Source organism: Sinorhizobium numidicum, from assembly GCF_029892045.1.
GTDB classification, from domain to species: Bacteria; Pseudomonadota; Alphaproteobacteria; order Rhizobiales; family Rhizobiaceae; genus Sinorhizobium; species Sinorhizobium numidicum.
Genome location: NZ_CP120368.1, coordinates 3,736,860 through 3,753,511 on the forward strand (window position 1 = coordinate 3,736,860; position 16,652 = coordinate 3,753,511).

Consider the following 16,652-nt stretch of genomic DNA (forward strand, 5'->3'; position numbering starts at 1 on the left):
CTTCATTACGAGTCCGAAACGATTAAGCAGCCTTGCGTTGCCGCTCGCGCTGTATCACTTCCGAAGCCAATTGCAGATAGGCTTGGCTTCCAGCACATTTCAAATCATAGAGAATAGCTGGCTTTCCGTAGGAAGGCGCTTCCGAAACCCGTACGTTTCTCGGAATCAAGGTATGATAGACCTTGTCGCCGAGGTGGGTGCGGACGTCGCTCACGACTTGCTGGGCCAGATTGTTGCGAGAATCGAACATTGTCAAAACGATGCCTTGAATATCAAGGCTTGGATTGACGGTGCGACGCACCTGGTCAACGGTTTCCAGTAGCTGACTTAGCCCCTCAAGTGCAAAGAATTCACATTGCAACGGCACGAGCACCGAATGCGCCGCGGCCATGGCGTTCATCGTCAACAGATTGAAAGATGGCGGGCAGTCGACCAGAACATAGGAATAGGCGAGCGCGTCTGCCGTCCCCAGCGCTTTGCGAAGACGGAAGACACGGTCGGACTCTCTCGAGATCTCCATCTCAATGCCGAGCAAATCCATCGTCGAGGGAATGATCGCCAGGTTAGGTACAGCGGTGTTTTGTGCGATGTCGCCGATGGAATGCGTACCCATCATCAGCTCGTAGGATGACAGGTGCCTGTCACGGCGCTGGATTCCAAGGCCCGTGCTGGCGTTTCCCTGCGGGTCAAGGTCGACGATCAGCACTTTCTCGCCGATGGCTGCCAAAGCCGTCGCAAGATTGATGGCGGTTGTCGTCTTACCGACGCCGCCCTTCTGGTTGGCAATGGTGATAATCCGATTTCTTGGGCCAAACATGTTTCCGCTCGCCTATCACTTCATCCGACGCGAAAGATTTGCAATCTCGAGTACAACCGAATCCGGCTCGACAACACTGGCATGTTTTACCAGATCGAATTGAAAGCGGCTAACGGCTTTGTCGATTTCCTGCTGATAATCCCGTCCTTTGTGAAAGAAGGCGACAGTTTGGGAGTGTTCGGCGAGCATCCAGGGCGTGCAATAGTCCAGCAACTGGCTCAAATCGGCCAGTGCACGCGCCGAAATGGCGTCGCAACGGGGGACGACCGAGCTGGCATCCTCGATTCGAATCGGATGAACCGACCCTCTTGCGCCTGTTTCATTCAGCGCGACGCGGAGGAAGGCGGACTTTTTGTTGTTGCTTTCGATGAGATGCACCCAGCCATCGGCAAACTCCGACAGGCAGATGGCGGTGACGACGCCTGGAAAGCCGGCGCCGCTGCCGAGATCAACCCAGATTTTCGGACCAGGCGAAAGCTGAAAAATCTGCAAGCTATCCAGGATGTGGCGTCGCCATAAATCCTCCAGCGTGGAAGGGGCGACCAGATTGATCGTTTTCGCCCACTTCTGGAAAAGGGCCGCAAAATGCTCCAGCTTTTGAAGCGTTTCACGTGAAACACGCAATCCGTTCAGTTGCTCAGCCAGACTCGTTTTCATTGTAGGCCTCACCCCGCCACACGTGGCGTCGCGCGCCCCTGCCGCCGCAACCAGCTCAGGAGCAGCGACACCGCCGCCGGCGTCATGCCGTCGACTTTCATAGCCTGGGCGAGGTTTCGCGGCCTTTGCTGCATCAATTTCTGCTTCAACTCGTTCGACAGACCCGGCAGGTCGCCATAGTCGAAATCATCCGGAATGACCGCGGTCTCCTCCCGGCGAATGCCTGCGATATCCGCTGCCTGGCGTTCCATATAGACCGCATAGGCCGCGTCGATCTCCAATGCTTCAACGACCCTGACATCTATGCTGCCGAGCTCAGGCCACAGCGGCTTGAGTCCTTCGATCGTCTGATCCGGATAAGAAAGGACCTCGAAGGCCGATCGCCGTTGTCCATCCTGATTGAGCTTCAAACCGAAACGTCTGCCCTCCGTGGGAGTAACCGAGAGCGACTGCAACAGGCGACGCCCCGCTTCAAAGGAACTCTTCCACACATCAAAGCGCCGGCGGCGCTGATCTCCAACGCAGCCCAGATCGATGCCAACCGGTGTCAGGCGCATATCGGCGTTATCCGCCCGCAGCGAAAGCCGATATTCCGCGCGCGAGGTGAACATTCGGTAGGGCTCCGTTATCCCGCGCGACGTCAGATCATCGATCATTACACCGATATAGGAGTCCGTGCGGCTGAAAAGTAACGGATCACGCCCCGTCGCCGCCAGTGCTGCATTGAGACCCGCTACCAGGCCCTGGGCACCCGCCTCTTCATATCCGGTCGTGCCGTTGATTTGTCCGGCCAAGAACAGACCCGGCATCTTCCGTACTGCCAGCGAGAGCTGCAGCTCCCGCGGGTCAACGTGGTCGTACTCGATCGCGTAACCGGGCTGAAGGATCGTGACGTTCTCCAGTCCCGGAATCGTCCGGATAAACGCCTCCTGCACGTCCTCCGGCAGCGATGTCGAAATCCCGTTCGGGTAGATCGTGTCGTCGTCCAATCCTTCGGGTTCCAGAAAAATCTGGTGACCGTCGCGTTCCCCGAAGCGAACGATCTTGTCTTCTATCGAAGGGCAATACCGAGGCCCGACGCCTTCGATCTGGCCCGAGTACATCGCGGAGCGGTGGATATTGTCGGAAATGATCTTGTGGGTCGCATCCGTCGTGCGCGTCACGCCGCAGTCGATTTGCCGGTTTAGGATTCGATCAGTCATGAACGAGAAGGGCACGGGATTCTCATCCGGTCCCTGACGGCCGACGCGGTCCCAATCAATGGTGCGCCCGTTAAGGCGAGCTGGCGTGCCGGTCTTGAGGCGTCCGAGCTTCAGCCCAAATCGTCCCAGCGTCCCTGAAAGACCAACTGACGGTTCTTCCCCGACCCGACCTGCGGGGATCTTGCGATCACCGATATGAATGAGACCCTTCAGAAACGTTCCAGTCGTGAGAACGACGGCGGCTGCCCGGAAAGTCCGGCCATCCTTCATCACGACGCCGCATATGATGTCATTCTCGGTCAAAAGGTCACATGCATCGCCCTCGATCACCGTCAGGTTCTCGATGGCCTCGATCTCGCGCTGCATCGCTTGCCGATAGAGCTTCCGGTCGGCTTGCGTTCTCGGGCCCCGCACCGCCGGACCCTTGCGCCGGTTGAGCAGCCTGAACTGAATACCGGCGGCATCCGCGATGCGTCCCATGAGGCCATCAAGCGCATCAATTTCTCGGACCAGATGGCCCTTACCCAACCCCCCGATAGCGGGATTGCAGGACATCACGCCAATCGTTTCTTTCTTGTGCGTGATCAACGCGGTATGTGCACCAAGGCGCGCTGACGCCGAAGCCGCTTCGCAGCCGGCATGGCCGCCGCCGATCACGATGACATCATAAGTCGCCATAGTTGTTGCTCCAGCTCTCGGCTGTTGATCGTCAATTCACTATCCCGAGTCAACCGCGTTTCACGTGAAACCAGCGGTGCTCTATGTCGCGGCATTCGCCGTCATTTGCCGATGCAGAACTCGGAAAATATCACGTCCAGCAGATTCTCAACATCCACGCGCCCGGTGATCCGTCCTAGCGCTTCGCTTGCCAACCGAAGCTGCTCCGCTTGGATATCAAGGTCCTTTGAAGCCAGGCTTTGCTCCAGTGCATCTTTCGCTTGCCGGAAACAGTCAACGTGTCGCCTGCGTGATGGCATGGAAAGTGACGTCCTTCCCGCCAAGTCTGGAAGATGTGAACTCAGCGTCTGCAACAGATCGTTGATGCCGGCGCCGGTTTTCGTGGACAGAAATATGTCCGCATCTTTCGCGTCCCAGCGAATGTCGTGCCTGTCGATCTTGGTCGCAACCCGAATCACCGGAACATTCGGGGGAATCTCCTCCTCGGTATGGAATCCAGGTTTTTCCGATAGCAGGATAACAATATCGGCATGACCGATAGCTTCTCTCGCCCGCCGTATGCCTTCACGCTCCACGACCTCCTCGGTGTCTCGAAGCCCGGCCGTGTCGAACAATTTTACCGAGAATCCGGCTAAGGAAAGGTCAACGGAGAGAACGTCCCGGGTTGTTCCAGCGATTTCCGTCACAATGGCAATGTCTCTCTTCGCGAGTGCATTGAGCAGGCTCGATTTGCCCGCATTCGGCTCCCCCGCAATGACGATCTTGAGACCGTCGCGGATAATCTCCGCCAATCCGGCACGATCGAGATGTGCATCGATCTCGCCACGCAGTTTCTCGATATCTTTCCAGACCGATGCGCTTACCGAGCCCGGAACATCGTCCTCGTCGGCGAAGTCGAGTTCGGCTTCGATCATGGCCCGTGCGTGCGTCAGACGGCCGGCCCAGCCTTGATAGACGGCCGACTGTCCACCGCCGGATTGTTCAAGGGCGAGACGCCGCTGCATTTCGGTCTCTGCTGCGATCAGATCCGCCAGACCTTCGACCTCGACCAGGTCCATTTTGCTATGCTGAAAAGCGCGCCGCGAGAATTCTCCCGCCTCCGCGTGACGCAGGCCCTTGATGCCGGCGAGCTCGTCCAGGATCGCGTGAACAACAGCGCGACCGCCGTGAACCTGGAGCTCGCAACAGTCCTCGCCGGTAAAGGATGCCGGGCCTGGGAAGTAGACGACAAGCCCCGTATCCAGTGCCTCGCCGTTTCGATCCCGAATCGTTCGCAATGTCGCCTGCCGTGCAGGCGTCAAAGCGCCGCAAAGGCGAAACACGACATCTGCCGTCGCCGGACCGCTAATGCGAATAACCGCAACGCCGGCCGGAAGGGAGCCGCTCGACAAAGCGTAGATCGTATCCGTGAACTGCATTTAGGTACCAGGAATTCTGAAGCGCACCACGCTCGCGGCAGAGACACGGCTCGGCCGCTCATATCGCAGAGCCAAGAGCCGGGCAGGTCCAAATCGCGCTCCGAGCGTCTTCGTTTGCCTTGCAATGTGCTCTTGACTATCGCGCCGCGCACGATGAGAGCGGCGTCTTATGCAATGACGGGTCTCGGAAATCAAGTCTGCCTGGCCTGTTCAAAAGGCAGAAGCACTATGTTTCACGTGAATCATCCGGCAGGAATGCCGCAACTAGCCACTGGAATGGCGTAACTTGACCAAGAAGTTCGCCAAAAGAAGGTGGCCGGCGCGGGCCGGCCACTACAGCCGTTTAAGATAACAGCGACTTTGCGCGCCTCAACGCGCCGAACGCCTTGTACGGTCAGGTGTTCATCGAATCGAAGAAATCGCCGTTGGTCTTGGTCTGCTTCAGCTTGTCGATGAGGAATTCGATCGCATCCGTGGTTCCCATCGGCGCGAGGATCCGGCGAAGAACGAAGATCTTTTGCAGATCCTGCCGCGGCACCAGCAGATCTTCCTTGCGCGTTCCGGATTTAAGAATGTCCATCGCCGGGAAGATGCGCTTGTCAGCGACCTTGCGATCGAGCACGATTTCCGAGTTGCCGGTGCCCTTGAATTCTTCGAAGATGACTTCGTCCATGCGGCTACCGGTATCGATCAGCGCCGTAGCAATGATCGTCAGCGAGCCGCCTTCTTCGATGTTGCGGGCTGCGCCGAAGAAGCGCTTCGGGCGCTGCAGTGCGTTAGCGTCGACACCGCCAGTGAGCACTTTGCCCGATGAAGGCACGACCGTGTTGTAGGCGCGGCCGAGGCGGGTGATCGAATCGAGAAGAATAATCACGTCGCGTCCATGTTCAACGAGGCGCTTCGCCTTCTCGATGACCATTTCGGCAACCTGCACGTGGCGGGTCGCCGGTTCATCGAAGGTGGAGGACACGACTTCGCCCTTAACTGAGCGCTGCATATCCGTCACTTCCTCTGGCCGCTCGTCGATCAGCAGAACGATCAGATAGCATTCCGGATGATTGGCCGTGATCGAATGCGCAATGTTTTGCAGCAGCACCGTCTTACCGGTGCGCGGCGGCGCCACGATCAGACCGCGCTGACCCTTGCCGAGCGGCGCGACGAGATCGATGACGCGGGCAGACAGATCCTTCGACGTCGGGACTTCGAGTTCCATCTTGAAGCGCTCATTCGGGTAGAGCGGCGTCAGGTTGTCGAAATGGACCTTGTGACGAATCCTTTCCGGGTCGTCGAAGTTGATCGTATTGACCTTCAGCAGGGCGAAATAGCGTTCACCTTCCTTAGGGCCGCGGATCGGCCCTTCGACCGTATCACCCGTCTTCAGCGAGAAACGCCGGATCTGCGACGGGGAAATATAGATGTCGTCCGGCCCGGGAAGGTAGTTCGCATTCGCCGACCGGAGGAAACCGAATCCATCCTGGAGGACTTCGACGACGCCTTCACCGATGATCTCGATGTCCTGCGTCGCGAGCGCCTTGAGGATCGCGAACATCAGTTCCTGCTTGCGCATGGTGCTGGCGTTCTCGACTTCGAGCTCTTCGGCAAAGGCCAGGAGATCGGTCGGCGTCTTGTTCTTGAGTTCTTGAAGCTTCATTTCAGCCATGAAGAGTCCACGTTCGGTATGGGGAATGGGAGGCGGGGTGATTTTCGTAAGGGAGCTGCGAGGGGAGAGGCAGGCTCTAAACTTTGTCACAGGGCCATGGAAGAGGAGATAGGCGAAAATAGCGATTCACGTGAAACGCCGCAAGGGGTCGCGGCAATTTAGCGACAACTATTGCATCTGCGAATCGATTGAATTCAAAATGGTTTCACCACAGCCATAATCACGATGAGAATCATCAGCAGCGTAGGGGCCTCGTTCATCAGCCGCCAGTAGCGCGCATCGCGCCGATTGTCGTCGCGATCGAAGGCATTGACCGCCCGGCTGAAATGCACATGCACCAAAGTCAGCAGCACGACGAAAAGCAGTTTGGCGTGCAGCCAGCCGCCGCGGAAACCGTAAACGCTCCATGCGAGATAAAGGCCAAGCACCCAGGAGATCATCATCGCCGGGTTCATGATGATCTTAAGCAGCCGCTGCTCCATCATCTTGAATGTCTCGGATTGCACCGATCCGGGCGCAGCATCCGTATGGTAGATGAAGAGACGCGGCATATAGAGAAGCGCCGCCATCCATGACATCACCGCGATAATATGAAATGCTTTTATCCAGAGGTAGAGGTCGTCCGGCTGCCAGGCGAATAGCCCGAACAGCAGCGCCGCGAAAGCCGAAATTGCGAAGATTGCACGCCGCCGCGCTCTGTTTCCTGGACCGCTGTCGGTCTGGCGTTCCCCCATCACCCTCTCCCGCGAACCCGGGCGACCAGAGCCGCAACATGTTCCGGATCGGCTTCGGGCGTTATCCCGTGCCCCAAATTGAAGATCAGCGGTCCATTACCGAGCACGTCGAGGATACGGTCTATGCCGATTTCCATCGCCTTGCCGCCGGCCACCACTCGCATGGGATCCAGATTGCCTTGGACCGGACCATCCTTCTGCAGTTCGGCGGCAAAGGACAACGGCACCGACCAGTCGAGACCGATCGCGTCCGCTCCGGTCAATTGCCGGTAATCCCTTAACAGGAGACCCGCCCCTTTGGCGAAGGCGATAATCTTGGCGGACGGTCGCCGGGCGCGAACGGAAGCGATCATACGGCGGACGGGCTCGACGGCAAATCGGGCGAATTCGTCCTCGCCGAGCACGCCTGCCCAAGAATCAAATATCTGGACGGCGTCGGCTCCGGCATCAATCTGTTCGACCAGGTAGTCCGCCGAAACGTCGGCGAGAAATGCCATGAGGTCATCGAACGCTTTCGGATGACGATAGCCGAAGAGCCGGGCGGGCGCTTGGTCGGGCGTTCCGCGCCCCGCAATCATATAGGTCGCGACGGTCCAGGGGGCGCCGCAGAAACCGAGGAGCGTCGTCTCGGTGGGCAATTCCCGCCGCAATCGCGAAACCGTTTCGAACACCGGCGCCAAATGGCTGGAAATGCCGTCACCCCTGAGCCGGGCGATACCATCCTCATCGATAGGATCCATTCTCGGCCCGTGGCCTTCCTCGAAACGTACATTTCGCCCGAGCGCGTCAGGAATGACCAGGATATCGGAAAAGAGGATCGCAGCGTCGAAGGCGTATCGCCGGATCGGCTGCAATGTCACTTCCACTGCCAGATCGGGTGTGTAGCAAAGATCAAGGAAACTCCCAGCTTCCGCGCGAACCTGCCGATATTCCGGGAGGTAGCGGCCTGCCTGGCGCATCAGCCAGATGGGTGGTGGGGTCAGGCATTTTCCTTCCAAGACCTCCAGCACCTTGCGACGTGTTTCGGTCACTCGCAGCTTCTCCCAATCTATAATCAAACTCTATTGAAAAGGTTTCTATTTCTTAGAGTCGGTGGGTATCAAGGATTAAAATCAATTCTCGTTTCGTCCAAGCTGCAGGCTTCGGCGTCGGCGGATTGGGAGAGGATAGGCTCTGCTTCGGAGCAAAACCGGGAGAAGCAAAAAAACGACGCGGAGTCAAAGCGTTGAGGGTCCGGACAAAACTGCACTTCCTGTGGATGAAGAGTCGATCGCCGTGACACTTTGTCTTTCTCATGAGTCTTGTCCACATGCGCTTTCGCCGGTTTTCCTGCCAGGCCGCGAATGTGAATAACTCGCCGCTTTTCCACTTGCCTCAAGCGCCGTCGCGCCGTTACGTGTTTCTGTCCCGGCCTATCAACAGCCTCCGGAGAATTGCGTGGAGAACCGAAAAAACTATTTCCACCTGCATCTCGTCTCCGATTCGACCGGCGAGACGCTGATCGCTGCAGGACGTGCCGCTGCCGCGCAATTTCAATCGTCGCACGCTCTGGAACACGTCTATCCGCTGATCCGCAATCGGAAGCAGTTGATGCAGGTATTGGATGCGATCGATGGCGCGCCCGGCATCGTGCTTTATACGATCGTCGACCGTGAACTCGCCGGTATTATCGATCAGAAATGCCGCGAGATCGGCGTGCCTTGCGTCTCGGTCCTCGATCCGATCATCGAACTGTTTCAGTCCTATCTAGGCTCGCCGTCGCGCCGCCGCTCCGGTGCGCAGCACGTCATGGATGCCGAATATTTCGCCCGCATTGAGGCGCTGAACTTCACGATGGATCATGATGATGGACAGATGCCGGCCGATTTCGACGAAGCGGATGTCGTGCTGGTTGGAATTAGCCGTACGTCGAAGACGCCGACGAGCATCTATCTCGCCAATCGCGGCATCAAGACGGCCAACATGCCGATCGTTCCTGGCGTGCCGCTTCCCCACGCGCTGCTAGAAGCGACGAAGCCGTTGGTGGTCGGTCTCATCGCGACCGCCGACAGGATTTCGCAGGTGCGTCAGCATCGCGTGCTCGGCACGAGCCAGAGCTTTCATGGAGAGGAATATACCGATCGCGCCGCAATTGCGGAGGAACTGAAATATGCCCGCACCCTTTGCGCACGCAACAACTGGCCGATGATCGACGTGACGCGCCGCTCGATCGAGGAAACCGCCGCCGCCATCGTTGCCCTTCGTCCGCGGCTCAGATAAGCGCATAAGAAAGAAGAAACGCCGGTCTCCGAGCGTTTCCGCTCCGGCGTCCTGGTGACGTTGTGAGGAATCCAGGAATTTTGCGATGACATCCTCACTCGTATTGGCTTCCGCCAGCCCCTTCCGTCGCGCCCTCTTGGAGAATGCTGGCCTGTCGTTTCAAGCTAGGGCGGCCGAGGTCAACGAGCGGGCACTGGAGCGGCCGTTGGAGGACTCCGGAGCATCGCCCGTGGATGTTGCACTGGCGCTGGCTGAGGCCAAGGCGAGGGACGTGGCACGGCATTTCAGCGGCGCACTGGTCATCGGTTCCGATCAGACGATGTCGCTCGGATCGCGGGTCTATCATAAGCCGAAGGATATGGCGGAGGCAGCCGATCATTTGTTGTCGCTATCCGGAAAGACACACAGCCTGAACAGTGCGATTGTTCTTGTCCGCGATACCGAGGTCATCTGGCGACACGTCTCGTCCGCCCATATGACGGTGCGGCCACTCAGCCGGGCTTTCGTTGAACGGCATCTGGAAAGGGTCGGAGAGAAGGCGCTTGCGAGCGTCGGAGCCTATCAGCTTGAAGGCGAGGGCATCCAACTCTTCGAGAAGATCGAGGGCGACTACTTTACCATTCTCGGCCTGCCGATGCTGCCGCTTCTCTCCAAACTTCGCGAACTGGGTTCGATCGATGAGTGATTCACGTGAAACATTTGTTAACCATGCCTTCGTCGCCGGCTATCCAATCAAGCATTCGCGCTCGCCGCTCATTCACGGCTATTGGCTGAAGCAGTTCAAAATCGCGGGAACCTACCGGGCCTACGAGGTCACGCCCGAAGCCTTCCCCAATTTTATGCGCGAATTGAAGGACGGGACCGCCGGCCTTTGCGGCGGCAATGTCACCATTCCGCACAAGGAGGCGGCCTTTCGACTTTCCGACCGACCCGATGAACTGAGCGCGGAGCTCGGTGCGGCCAATACCCTTTGGCTCGAGGATGGCGCAATTTGCGCGACGAATACGGACGGCCGCGGCTTCGTCGCCAATCTCGATGAACGCGCAGCCGGCTGGGACCGGATCTCGACCGCTGTTGTCCTGGGCGCCGGCGGCGCGAGCCGCGCCGTGACCCAGGCGATCCGTGATCGCGGCGTCAAGACGATTCATGTGGTGAACCGCACAATCGAAAAGGCAAGGGAGCTCGCCGATCGCTTCGGTACCCCTGTGCACGCACATCCGATGACGGCGCTTGCCGAAGTCATGTCCGGCGCCGGACTGTTCGTAAACACCACCTCGCTCGGGATGGACGGCGAGACGGCACCGATGATCGATTTCTCGCCAATGGCGCGCGAGGCCGTCGTCACCGATATCGTCTATGTGCCGCTCAAGACGCCGCTCTTGGCCCAGGCCGAAGCGCAGGGCTTCCGGATCGTAGACGGACTTGGCATGCTGTTGCATCAGGCGGTGCCCGGCTTTGAAAAATGGTTTGGTCGCAGGCCCGTCGTCGATGAGACGCTTCGGCAGATCATCATAAGGGATATGGACGTTCACGCATGATCATCGTCGGGCTCACGGGCTCCATCGGGATGGGGAAATCGACTGCCGCCCAGATGTTCCGGGAACTCGGCGTGCCAGTAAACGATGCCGACCAGGTGGTGCACGACCTCTATCGCGGGGAGGCGGTGGCGCCGGTCGAATCGGCCTTTCCCGGTGTGGCAAAGAAAGGCGTGATCGACCGCGCGGAGCTTTCGCGACAGCTTGTCGGCGCGCCTGATCGCCTGGCGGAATTGGAGCGGATCGTACATCCGCTCGTCCGCGCCAAGGAGAAGGAGTTCATCGCGCGGCACAAGAGGGCCGGGGCGCCCTTCGTTCTTCTCGATATTCCGCTGCTTTTCGAAACCAAGGCAGAGACGCGCCTGGACCGGGTGGTCGTCGTTACTTGCGATCCGGAAAGGCAGAAGGAGCGCGTCATGAAGCGCCAGGGGATGACCGCCGAGAAATTTGCGATGATCCTCGCGCGGCAGGTGCCAGACAGCGAAAAGCGCGCACGCGCGGACTACATCATCGACACGAGCAACAGTTTCGACGAGACGCGCCAGCAAGTTCGCGCCATTGTCGATCGGCTGCGGGCAGAGGGGGGTTGAGTCGCTTGCCGTTTGTCTCTTCGCCCGCTTGCGCGGGGAAGGTGGCGGCAGGCCGGACGAAGGGGCGCAACTCCGCCGTTAAGAGGAAACCGGCAGCGGTGCTTCAACTGCGGAAAGAACAACATTAGAATGCAGAACGGCTCGCATTGATTCGGTCCAGCCCCGCGAACCAGGGAAACTTCATGCGTGAAATCATCTTCGATACGGAAACGACGGGTCTAGACAGCCGCGAGGACCGGGTGATCGAGATCGGCGGCGTCGAGCTCGAGAATCAGTTTCCAACGGGGCGTACGATCCATATCTACATCAATCCGGGGGATCGCAAGGTTCACCCGGACGCGCTGGCCGTCCACGGCATCACGGATGAATTCCTTAAGGACAAGCCGTGCTTTGCCGATGCCGTGGAAGAGATCCTCGATTTCTTCGGCGACGCGCGCTGGGTGGCGCACAACGCGACCTTCGACGTCGCCTTCATCAATGCCGAGTTCGCAAGGCTCGGATTGCCGCCGATTGGCATCGACCGGGTGACAGACACGCTGGCGCTCGCCCGGCGCAAGCATCCGATGGGGCCTAATTCGCTCGACGCCCTCTGCCGCCGTTACGGCATCGACAATTCCCATCGAGCACAGCACGGCGCCCTTCTCGATTCCGAACTGCTCGCCGAAGTCTATATCGAGATGATCGGTGGCCGACAGGCGGCGCTGGGCCTCGTCACAAGCCAGATGGGTGGCTTAACGATCGAAGCCGACGACGCACCGATCATCATTGTGCAAAGGAAACGGCCTTTGCCGCCGCGACTGACGGAAGTGGAAATCGCCGCGCATGCCGCGCTCATTTCCAATATCGGCAGCAAGGCTATCTGGGTAAAATACAGCGAAATAAAATAATGCCCGACTCGCGAGAGCCGGGCATTGCATTTCCAACACAGAAAAACGTCAGTTGGAGGTGCTGTTGGTGTTCGCGACCTGAGCGCGGACCTTTTCTTCCGCCATGCGCTGGGCAAACATCTGAGCGAAATCGATCGGGTCGATCATCAGCGGCGGGAAGCCGCCGTTACGCGTTGCGTCTGCGACGATCTGGCGAGCAAACGGGAACAACAGGCGCGGGCACTCGATGAAGAGCAGCGGCAGCATGTGTTCCTGCGGAAAACCGCTAACGCGGAAGACGCCGCCATAGGAGAGCTCGACATTGAACAGGACCTTGTCCCCGTCCTTGGCTTCGGCATTCAAGGACAGAACGACGTCGAAATCGTTCTCCGCAAGCGGGTTGGCGTTGACGTTGACATTGATGTTGATCGACGGAGCCCGGTCGCGAGCCTGCAGAGAACGCGGCGCGCCTGGGTTTTCGAAGGAAAGATCCTTGACGTACTGGGCCAGGATATTGAGCGCCGGGCTTTGCTGGGCACTGCCGTTGCCGTTGGATGCGGTATCAGTCGTCATAAGAGTTTCCTCGGACTTCGAATTGGTGAGGCCATCTAGCATTTAGGACCTGGGCTTACAACCCTCGTGGCCCTGGGTCCGTTCCCCTTGCGGAGAAGCCTGCTGGTCCCTCCACATCCCGCCTTGTCTTATTATAAACCCAATCTAATGAGAAATCCGGTTGTTCGGCGGTGAGGAATCGTCCTCGTCCTTCCCCTTTCTGGAGAATTCATCCTCATCGAGGTCGATAATAAGCGGCCCGCGCGGTTGCTCGCGCCGGGGGCCACTTGAACGGTAGAAGCCGGTCCCGGCGGTCAGGATCGTGACACGCGTCCGCAGAAAAGCCGCAAAGGCCCGCCTCACCGGCGGCAGGAAGAGCAGAAGACCGACAATGTCGCCGACGAAGCCTGGTATGATAAGAAGGACCGCCGCAATGAAGATCAGCGCGGCGCCAAGGACATCCAGGCCCGGGTCGTTCCCCGTCCGAGCTGCATCCTGCAGGCGCTGAAGTACGCCGAAACCCTGGATGCGCAGGAGGAAAATGCCGACGACAGCGCTCAGGAATACCAGCAGGAGCGTCATCAGGAGCCCGATTTCGCGGCCGACGATGACAAATCCGGCAATCTCTGCGAGCGGCAGGCCGAGGACAATGAGGGGAATGATCAAGGAACGCATCGATCGGGCTCGCAAGAAGAGTCGTGCAATTGGTCGGTCTCCGGTTTATGGGTGCGACATCATCATTTGAATGGTTTATCCTTGCAGACTATATGGAATGCCAGGGAAATTCTAACAGCGGTTCCGGGTGAAAATGGGCTCCTTCGACTTCATCACGTTTTTTTTCCTGATCGCTGCCGTGGTCATCTTTCTGCAGTTGCGGAGCGTGCTCGGACGCAGGACGGGCAATGAGCGCCCGCCTTTCGACCCCTATTCGCCGCGGGATATCGGCCAGGGACCAGAGGCGAAGGACAATGGCAAGGTCGTTCAACTTCCCCGCCGCGAGAGCGCTGCGGAAGACGAGTCCCGGTATGCCACCATCGACACTTTCGCCAAGACCGGAACTGCGCTGAACACCCAGCTAAGGGCGATCAGCGATGCGGATCCGAGCTTTGACCCCGGCGAATTCATCAATGGAGCCAAGATGGCCTATGAGATGATCGTCATGGCCTTTGCTGACGGCGACCGTAAGACGCTGAAGGGACTGCTGTCACGCGAAGTCTACGAAGGGTTCGACACGGCCATCGCTGAGCGCGAGGCCAAGGGAGAGGTGGTCAAATCGACCTTCGTCGGCATCGAGAAGGCGGACATCGTGCATGCCGAGCTCAAGGAGAACGAGGAAAACATCACGGTGCGGATCGTCAGCCAGCTCATTTCCGCCACCTATGACAAGCAGGGCAAGCTGATCGACGGCGACGCAGACTCGGTTGCCGAAGTGAACGATCTTTGGACTTTCGCGCGTGACGTCCGCTCACGCGATCCGAATTGGAAGCTGATCGCCACCGAATCGGAAAACTGACCGTAAGAGGCGATCATGGCCTTTCATCTCGAGCCGGTCAGCTTTGCGGAACTGTCCGGCTGGCAAGCGGACGATCCGACGCCCGTCATCACCGCGCTGCGCCGCTGCCATCGCCATGTGGTGATCGCCAAACCTTATAAGACCGGCTCGCTCGGTATTTCCGTTACGGATCTGTTGCCCGCCTTCGAGGCTTCCGGCTCCGGGGTCTCCGATGCAGCCGGAGCCCGCGCCTTTTTCGAGGAGCAGTTCGTACCTTTTCGAATTCGCCCCGATGAAACGAGGACCGGTTTCGTCACTGCTTTCTACGAACCGGAGATAGAGGTTCGCGCGGAGCCGGACGAGGTATTCCATTTTCCCTTCTACCGCCGCCCGGCCGATCTGGTCGAGATCGACGATGCGAACCGGCCGGGCGGCATGGACCCTTATTTCGCCTTCGGCCGCCTTCGCGACGGCGCCGTCGAAGAATATCCCGACCGCAAGGCGATCGAGCGGGGCTTTCTTGCCGGCCGCGGCCTTGAAATCGCCTACGCCAGATCGAAGGTCGATGTCTTCTTTGTTCATGTGCAGGGCGCCGCCCGGCTCGTGTATGCGGACGGGTCGCGCCGTCGCATTACCTACGCCGCCAAGACCGGCCACCGCTTTTCTGCAATCGGAAAGCTGCTGATCGACCGGGGCGAGATCGACGCGACGACCGTTTCCATGGCAACCATCCGCAACTGGCTGGCAGCACATCCTGAACGGGTCGACGAGGTTTTGTGGCACAACCGGTCTTTCATCTTCTTCCGCGAGGCGCCCGTCGAGAAAGAAGATCTTGGCCCTGTCGCAGCGGCAAAGGTGCCCCTGGAGCCGGGACGGTCGCTGGCGGTCGATCGTCTCATCCACACCTTCGGCGTCCCCTTTTATGTTGCGAGCGCGACGCTCACCCACCTTGACGCCGGGCGCCCGTTCGGACGGCTGATGCTGGCGCTAGATACCGGTTCGGCGATTGTCGGTCCGGCGCGCGGCGACATCTTCACCGGATCCGGCGACGAGGCGGGCAATCTTGCGGGCTCGGTTCGAAACGAAGCCGATTTCTTCATCTTCGTCCCTCGTGCGGCTGCTAGCAGATACCGCCATGGCTAGGGAGAAGAAGCTTTCGCCGGAGGACCGCATTCTTTGGGGGAAGGTTGCGCGCTCGACCAGACCCATGCCAGGGCGGGTGGAAGACCTGACGGAGTTGCTGCGCGAAGATGAACCGCCGTCCGCCACAGCGGCCACGCTCCCGTCCGATACGGCGACGTCGAAGCCCGAAAAGGCCGATCGCGGCATCGCCCTCAGCGGCGGCAAGGCCGAACGTCTGCACTATCCTCTTGAGCGGCCAGTCAAACGCAAGTTGGCAAAAGGTCGGCTCACGCTTGAAGCGCGAATCGATCTGCATGGAATGATCCAAAGCGAGGCGCATGGCCTGCTGCTGCAGTTTCTGCTGAAAGCGCATGAGCGCGGCCTTCGTCACGTCCTGGTGATAACCGGCAAGGGAACGTCGCTCGGCAGCGACGGCGCTTTGAAGCGGGCGGTGCCGCTCTGGTTCTCGCTGCCGGAGTTTCGCTCGCTGATATCATCCTATGAACCGGCGGCGCGAAACCATGGAGGCGAGGGGGCGCTCTATGTCCGGCTGGCGCGCGCAAAGGGAAGTGCATCGTGACGCCGTTCGGCGAGGCCATGCGCGAACTGCGCCGCCGGAAAGGTGTATCGCAAAAAGAGATGGCGGCGGCGATCGGCGTTTCCGCCGCTTACCTTTCGGCGCTCGAGCATGGCAAACGCGGCGCGCCGAGCTTTGATTTCCTTCAGCGTGTCGCCGGTTACTTCAACGTCATCTGGGACGAAGCCGACGAGCTCTTCCGGATTGCCGATATTTCCGACCCGAAAGTGGTGCTCGATACATCGGGCCTGCCGCCCGGTCACACCGCATTTGCCAACCGGTTGAGCGGGCAGATACGCAGCTTGTCGGAAGAGACGATCCGGGCATTGGAAGAAATTTTGGAAAAAGCCGCAATTCCTGATAATGACAGGGGATGAACCCGTTCCCGACCGCTGTTCTGGGGTCTGGGATTTGGAACCTTTGGACAAATTTTCTATAGTCCGCGAGGCATCTCGCGCTGTGATTCGCGACGAATCACGACGTCCGAAAACTG

General features: G+C 59.1%; 18 protein-coding genes. 9 read left to right on the forward strand and 9 right to left on the reverse strand.

The window, feature by feature from the left end:
• Nucleotides 1-22: 22 nt before the first annotated feature.
• From PYH37_RS29025 to hemE, 7 genes are all read right to left on the reverse strand, one after another.
• Complete coding sequence (locus PYH37_RS29025; protein WP_280734952.1) at nucleotides 23-817, reverse strand: ParA family protein; 795 nt, start codon at nucleotides 815-817, stop codon at nucleotides 23-25.
• Nucleotides 818-832: 15 nt separating this feature from the next.
• The gene (gene rsmG, locus PYH37_RS29030; RefSeq protein WP_280734954.1) at nucleotides 833-1,474 is read right to left on the reverse strand and encodes a 16S rRNA (guanine(527)-N(7))-methyltransferase RsmG; all 642 of its coding nucleotides are present in this window, start codon (nucleotides 1,472-1,474) and stop codon (nucleotides 833-835) included.
• Between the two features lie 8 nt (nucleotides 1,475-1,482).
• Nucleotides 1,483-3,354 carry a tRNA uridine-5-carboxymethylaminomethyl(34) synthesis enzyme MnmG gene (mnmG, locus tag PYH37_RS29035; RefSeq protein ID WP_280734955.1) on the reverse strand — a complete coding sequence of 624 codons (1,872 nt, stop codon included), beginning with the start codon at nucleotides 3,352-3,354 and terminating at the stop codon, nucleotides 1,483-1,485.
• Nucleotides 3,355-3,455: 101 nt separating this feature from the next.
• On the reverse strand, nucleotides 3,456-4,772 hold the full coding sequence (gene mnmE, locus PYH37_RS29040) for a tRNA uridine-5-carboxymethylaminomethyl(34) synthesis GTPase MnmE (RefSeq protein WP_280734956.1): 1,317 nt from the start codon (nucleotides 4,770-4,772) through the stop codon (nucleotides 3,456-3,458).
• A 394-nt stretch (nucleotides 4,773-5,166) separates the two neighbouring features.
• Nucleotides 5,167-6,432: a transcription termination factor Rho gene (gene rho, locus PYH37_RS29045; protein ID WP_280734957.1), complete on the reverse strand. Its 1,266-nt coding sequence runs from the start codon at nucleotides 6,430-6,432 to the stop codon at nucleotides 5,167-5,169.
• A gap of 194 nt (nucleotides 6,433-6,626) precedes the next feature.
• Nucleotides 6,627-7,169: a protoporphyrinogen oxidase HemJ gene (gene hemJ / locus PYH37_RS29050; protein WP_280734958.1), complete on the reverse strand. Its 543-nt coding sequence runs from the start codon at nucleotides 7,167-7,169 to the stop codon at nucleotides 6,627-6,629.
• Nucleotides 7,166-8,197, reverse strand: coding sequence for a uroporphyrinogen decarboxylase (hemE, locus tag PYH37_RS29055; RefSeq protein WP_280734959.1), 1,032 nt, complete (start codon nucleotides 8,195-8,197; stop codon nucleotides 7,166-7,168). The genes hemJ and hemE overlap by 4 nt, the downstream gene beginning before the upstream one ends.
• 406 nt (nucleotides 8,198-8,603) lie before the next feature.
• Here hemE and PYH37_RS29060 point away from each other — a divergent pair, with 406 nt between their 5' ends.
• The 5 genes from PYH37_RS29060 (at nucleotide 8,604) to dnaQ (ending at nucleotide 12,437) form a co-directional block, all read left to right on the forward strand.
• A complete protein-coding gene (locus tag PYH37_RS29060) occupies nucleotides 8,604-9,425 on the forward strand; it encodes a pyruvate, water dikinase regulatory protein (RefSeq protein ID WP_280734960.1) in 822 nt (273 codons plus the stop codon).
• 85 nt (nucleotides 9,426-9,510) lie between these two features.
• Nucleotides 9,511-10,110 carry a Maf-like protein gene (locus PYH37_RS29065; protein ID WP_280734961.1) on the forward strand — a complete coding sequence of 200 codons (600 nt, stop codon included), beginning with the start codon at nucleotides 9,511-9,513 and terminating at the stop codon, nucleotides 10,108-10,110.
• Entirely contained in the window at nucleotides 10,103-10,963 is an 861-nt protein-coding gene (locus tag PYH37_RS29070; RefSeq protein WP_280734962.1) for a shikimate dehydrogenase, read from the forward strand. The genes PYH37_RS29065 and PYH37_RS29070 overlap by 8 nt, the downstream gene beginning before the upstream one ends.
• On the forward strand, nucleotides 10,960-11,550 hold the full coding sequence (gene coaE, locus PYH37_RS29075; RefSeq protein ID WP_280734963.1) for a dephospho-CoA kinase: 591 nt from the start codon (nucleotides 10,960-10,962) through the stop codon (nucleotides 11,548-11,550). Before PYH37_RS29070 ends, coaE begins: the two co-directional genes overlap by 4 nt.
• A gap of 182 nt (nucleotides 11,551-11,732) precedes the next feature.
• Nucleotides 11,733-12,437: a DNA polymerase III subunit epsilon gene (gene dnaQ, locus PYH37_RS29080; RefSeq protein WP_280734964.1), complete on the forward strand. Its 705-nt coding sequence runs from the start codon at nucleotides 11,733-11,735 to the stop codon at nucleotides 12,435-12,437.
• Nucleotides 12,438-12,485: 48 nt separating this feature from the next.
• Here the strand turns inward: dnaQ and secB are convergent, their stop codons facing one another.
• Nucleotides 12,486-12,989 carry a protein-export chaperone SecB gene (secB, locus tag PYH37_RS29085; RefSeq protein ID WP_280734965.1) on the reverse strand — a complete coding sequence of 168 codons (504 nt, stop codon included), beginning with the start codon at nucleotides 12,987-12,989 and terminating at the stop codon, nucleotides 12,486-12,488.
• A 144-nt stretch (nucleotides 12,990-13,133) separates the two neighbouring features.
• Nucleotides 13,134-13,643: an FxsA family protein gene (locus tag PYH37_RS29090; protein WP_280734967.1), complete on the reverse strand. Its 510-nt coding sequence runs from the start codon at nucleotides 13,641-13,643 to the stop codon at nucleotides 13,134-13,136.
• Nucleotides 13,644-13,776: 133 nt separating this feature from the next.
• On the opposite strand from PYH37_RS29090, the gene PYH37_RS29095 reads away from it, so the two are divergent.
• Genes PYH37_RS29095 through PYH37_RS29110 form a run of 4 tightly spaced genes read left to right on the forward strand, consistent with a single transcriptional unit; the run spans nucleotide 13,777 to nucleotide 16,536 of the window.
• Nucleotides 13,777-14,481, forward strand: coding sequence for a Tim44/TimA family putative adaptor protein (locus PYH37_RS29095; protein WP_280734969.1), 705 nt, complete (start codon nucleotides 13,777-13,779; stop codon nucleotides 14,479-14,481).
• Nucleotides 14,482-14,496: 15 nt separating this feature from the next.
• Complete coding sequence (mltA, locus tag PYH37_RS29100; protein WP_280734970.1) at nucleotides 14,497-15,603, forward strand: murein transglycosylase A; 1,107 nt, start codon at nucleotides 14,497-14,499, stop codon at nucleotides 15,601-15,603.
• A complete protein-coding gene (locus PYH37_RS29105) occupies nucleotides 15,596-16,162 on the forward strand; it encodes a Smr/MutS family protein (protein WP_280734971.1) in 567 nt (188 codons plus the stop codon). Before mltA ends, PYH37_RS29105 begins: the two co-directional genes overlap by 8 nt.
• Nucleotides 16,159-16,536 (forward strand): helix-turn-helix domain-containing protein, encoded by a 378-nt coding sequence (locus tag PYH37_RS29110; protein ID WP_280734972.1) that lies wholly within the window; start codon nucleotides 16,159-16,161, stop codon nucleotides 16,534-16,536. The genes PYH37_RS29105 and PYH37_RS29110 overlap by 4 nt, the downstream gene beginning before the upstream one ends.
• Nucleotides 16,537-16,652: the final 116 nt, after the last annotated feature.

Coding starts and splice junctions, on each gene's coding strand:
- PYH37_RS29025 (WP_280734952.1), bottom strand. CDS start 817: ATGTTTGGCCCAAGAAATCGGATTATCACCATTGCCAACCAGAAGGGC.
- rsmG (WP_280734954.1), bottom strand. CDS start 1,474: ATGAAAACGAGTCTGGCTGAGCAACTGAACGGATTGCGTGTTTCACGT.
- mnmG (WP_280734955.1), bottom strand. CDS start 3,354: ATGGCGACTTATGATGTCATCGTGATCGGCGGCGGCCATGCCGGCTGC.
- mnmE (WP_280734956.1), bottom strand. CDS start 4,772: ATGCAGTTCACGGATACGATCTACGCTTTGTCGAGCGGCTCCCTTCCG.
- rho (WP_280734957.1), bottom strand. CDS start 6,432: ATGGCTGAAATGAAGCTTCAAGAACTCAAGAACAAGACGCCGACCGAT.
- PYH37_RS29065 (WP_280734961.1), top strand. CDS start 9,511: ATGACATCCTCACTCGTATTGGCTTCCGCCAGCCCCTTCCGTCGCGCC.
- PYH37_RS29070 (WP_280734962.1), top strand. CDS start 10,103: ATGAGTGATTCACGTGAAACATTTGTTAACCATGCCTTCGTCGCCGGC.
- coaE (WP_280734963.1), top strand. CDS start 10,960: ATGATCATCGTCGGGCTCACGGGCTCCATCGGGATGGGGAAATCGACT.
- dnaQ (WP_280734964.1), top strand. CDS start 11,733: ATGCGTGAAATCATCTTCGATACGGAAACGACGGGTCTAGACAGCCGC.
- secB (WP_280734965.1), bottom strand. CDS start 12,989: ATGACGACTGATACCGCATCCAACGGCAACGGCAGTGCCCAGCAAAGC.
- PYH37_RS29090 (WP_280734967.1), bottom strand. CDS start 13,643: ATGCGTTCCTTGATCATTCCCCTCATTGTCCTCGGCCTGCCGCTCGCA.
- PYH37_RS29095 (WP_280734969.1), top strand. CDS start 13,777: ATGGGCTCCTTCGACTTCATCACGTTTTTTTTCCTGATCGCTGCCGTG.
- mltA (WP_280734970.1), top strand. CDS start 14,497: ATGGCCTTTCATCTCGAGCCGGTCAGCTTTGCGGAACTGTCCGGCTGG.
- PYH37_RS29105 (WP_280734971.1), top strand. CDS start 15,596: ATGGCTAGGGAGAAGAAGCTTTCGCCGGAGGACCGCATTCTTTGGGGG.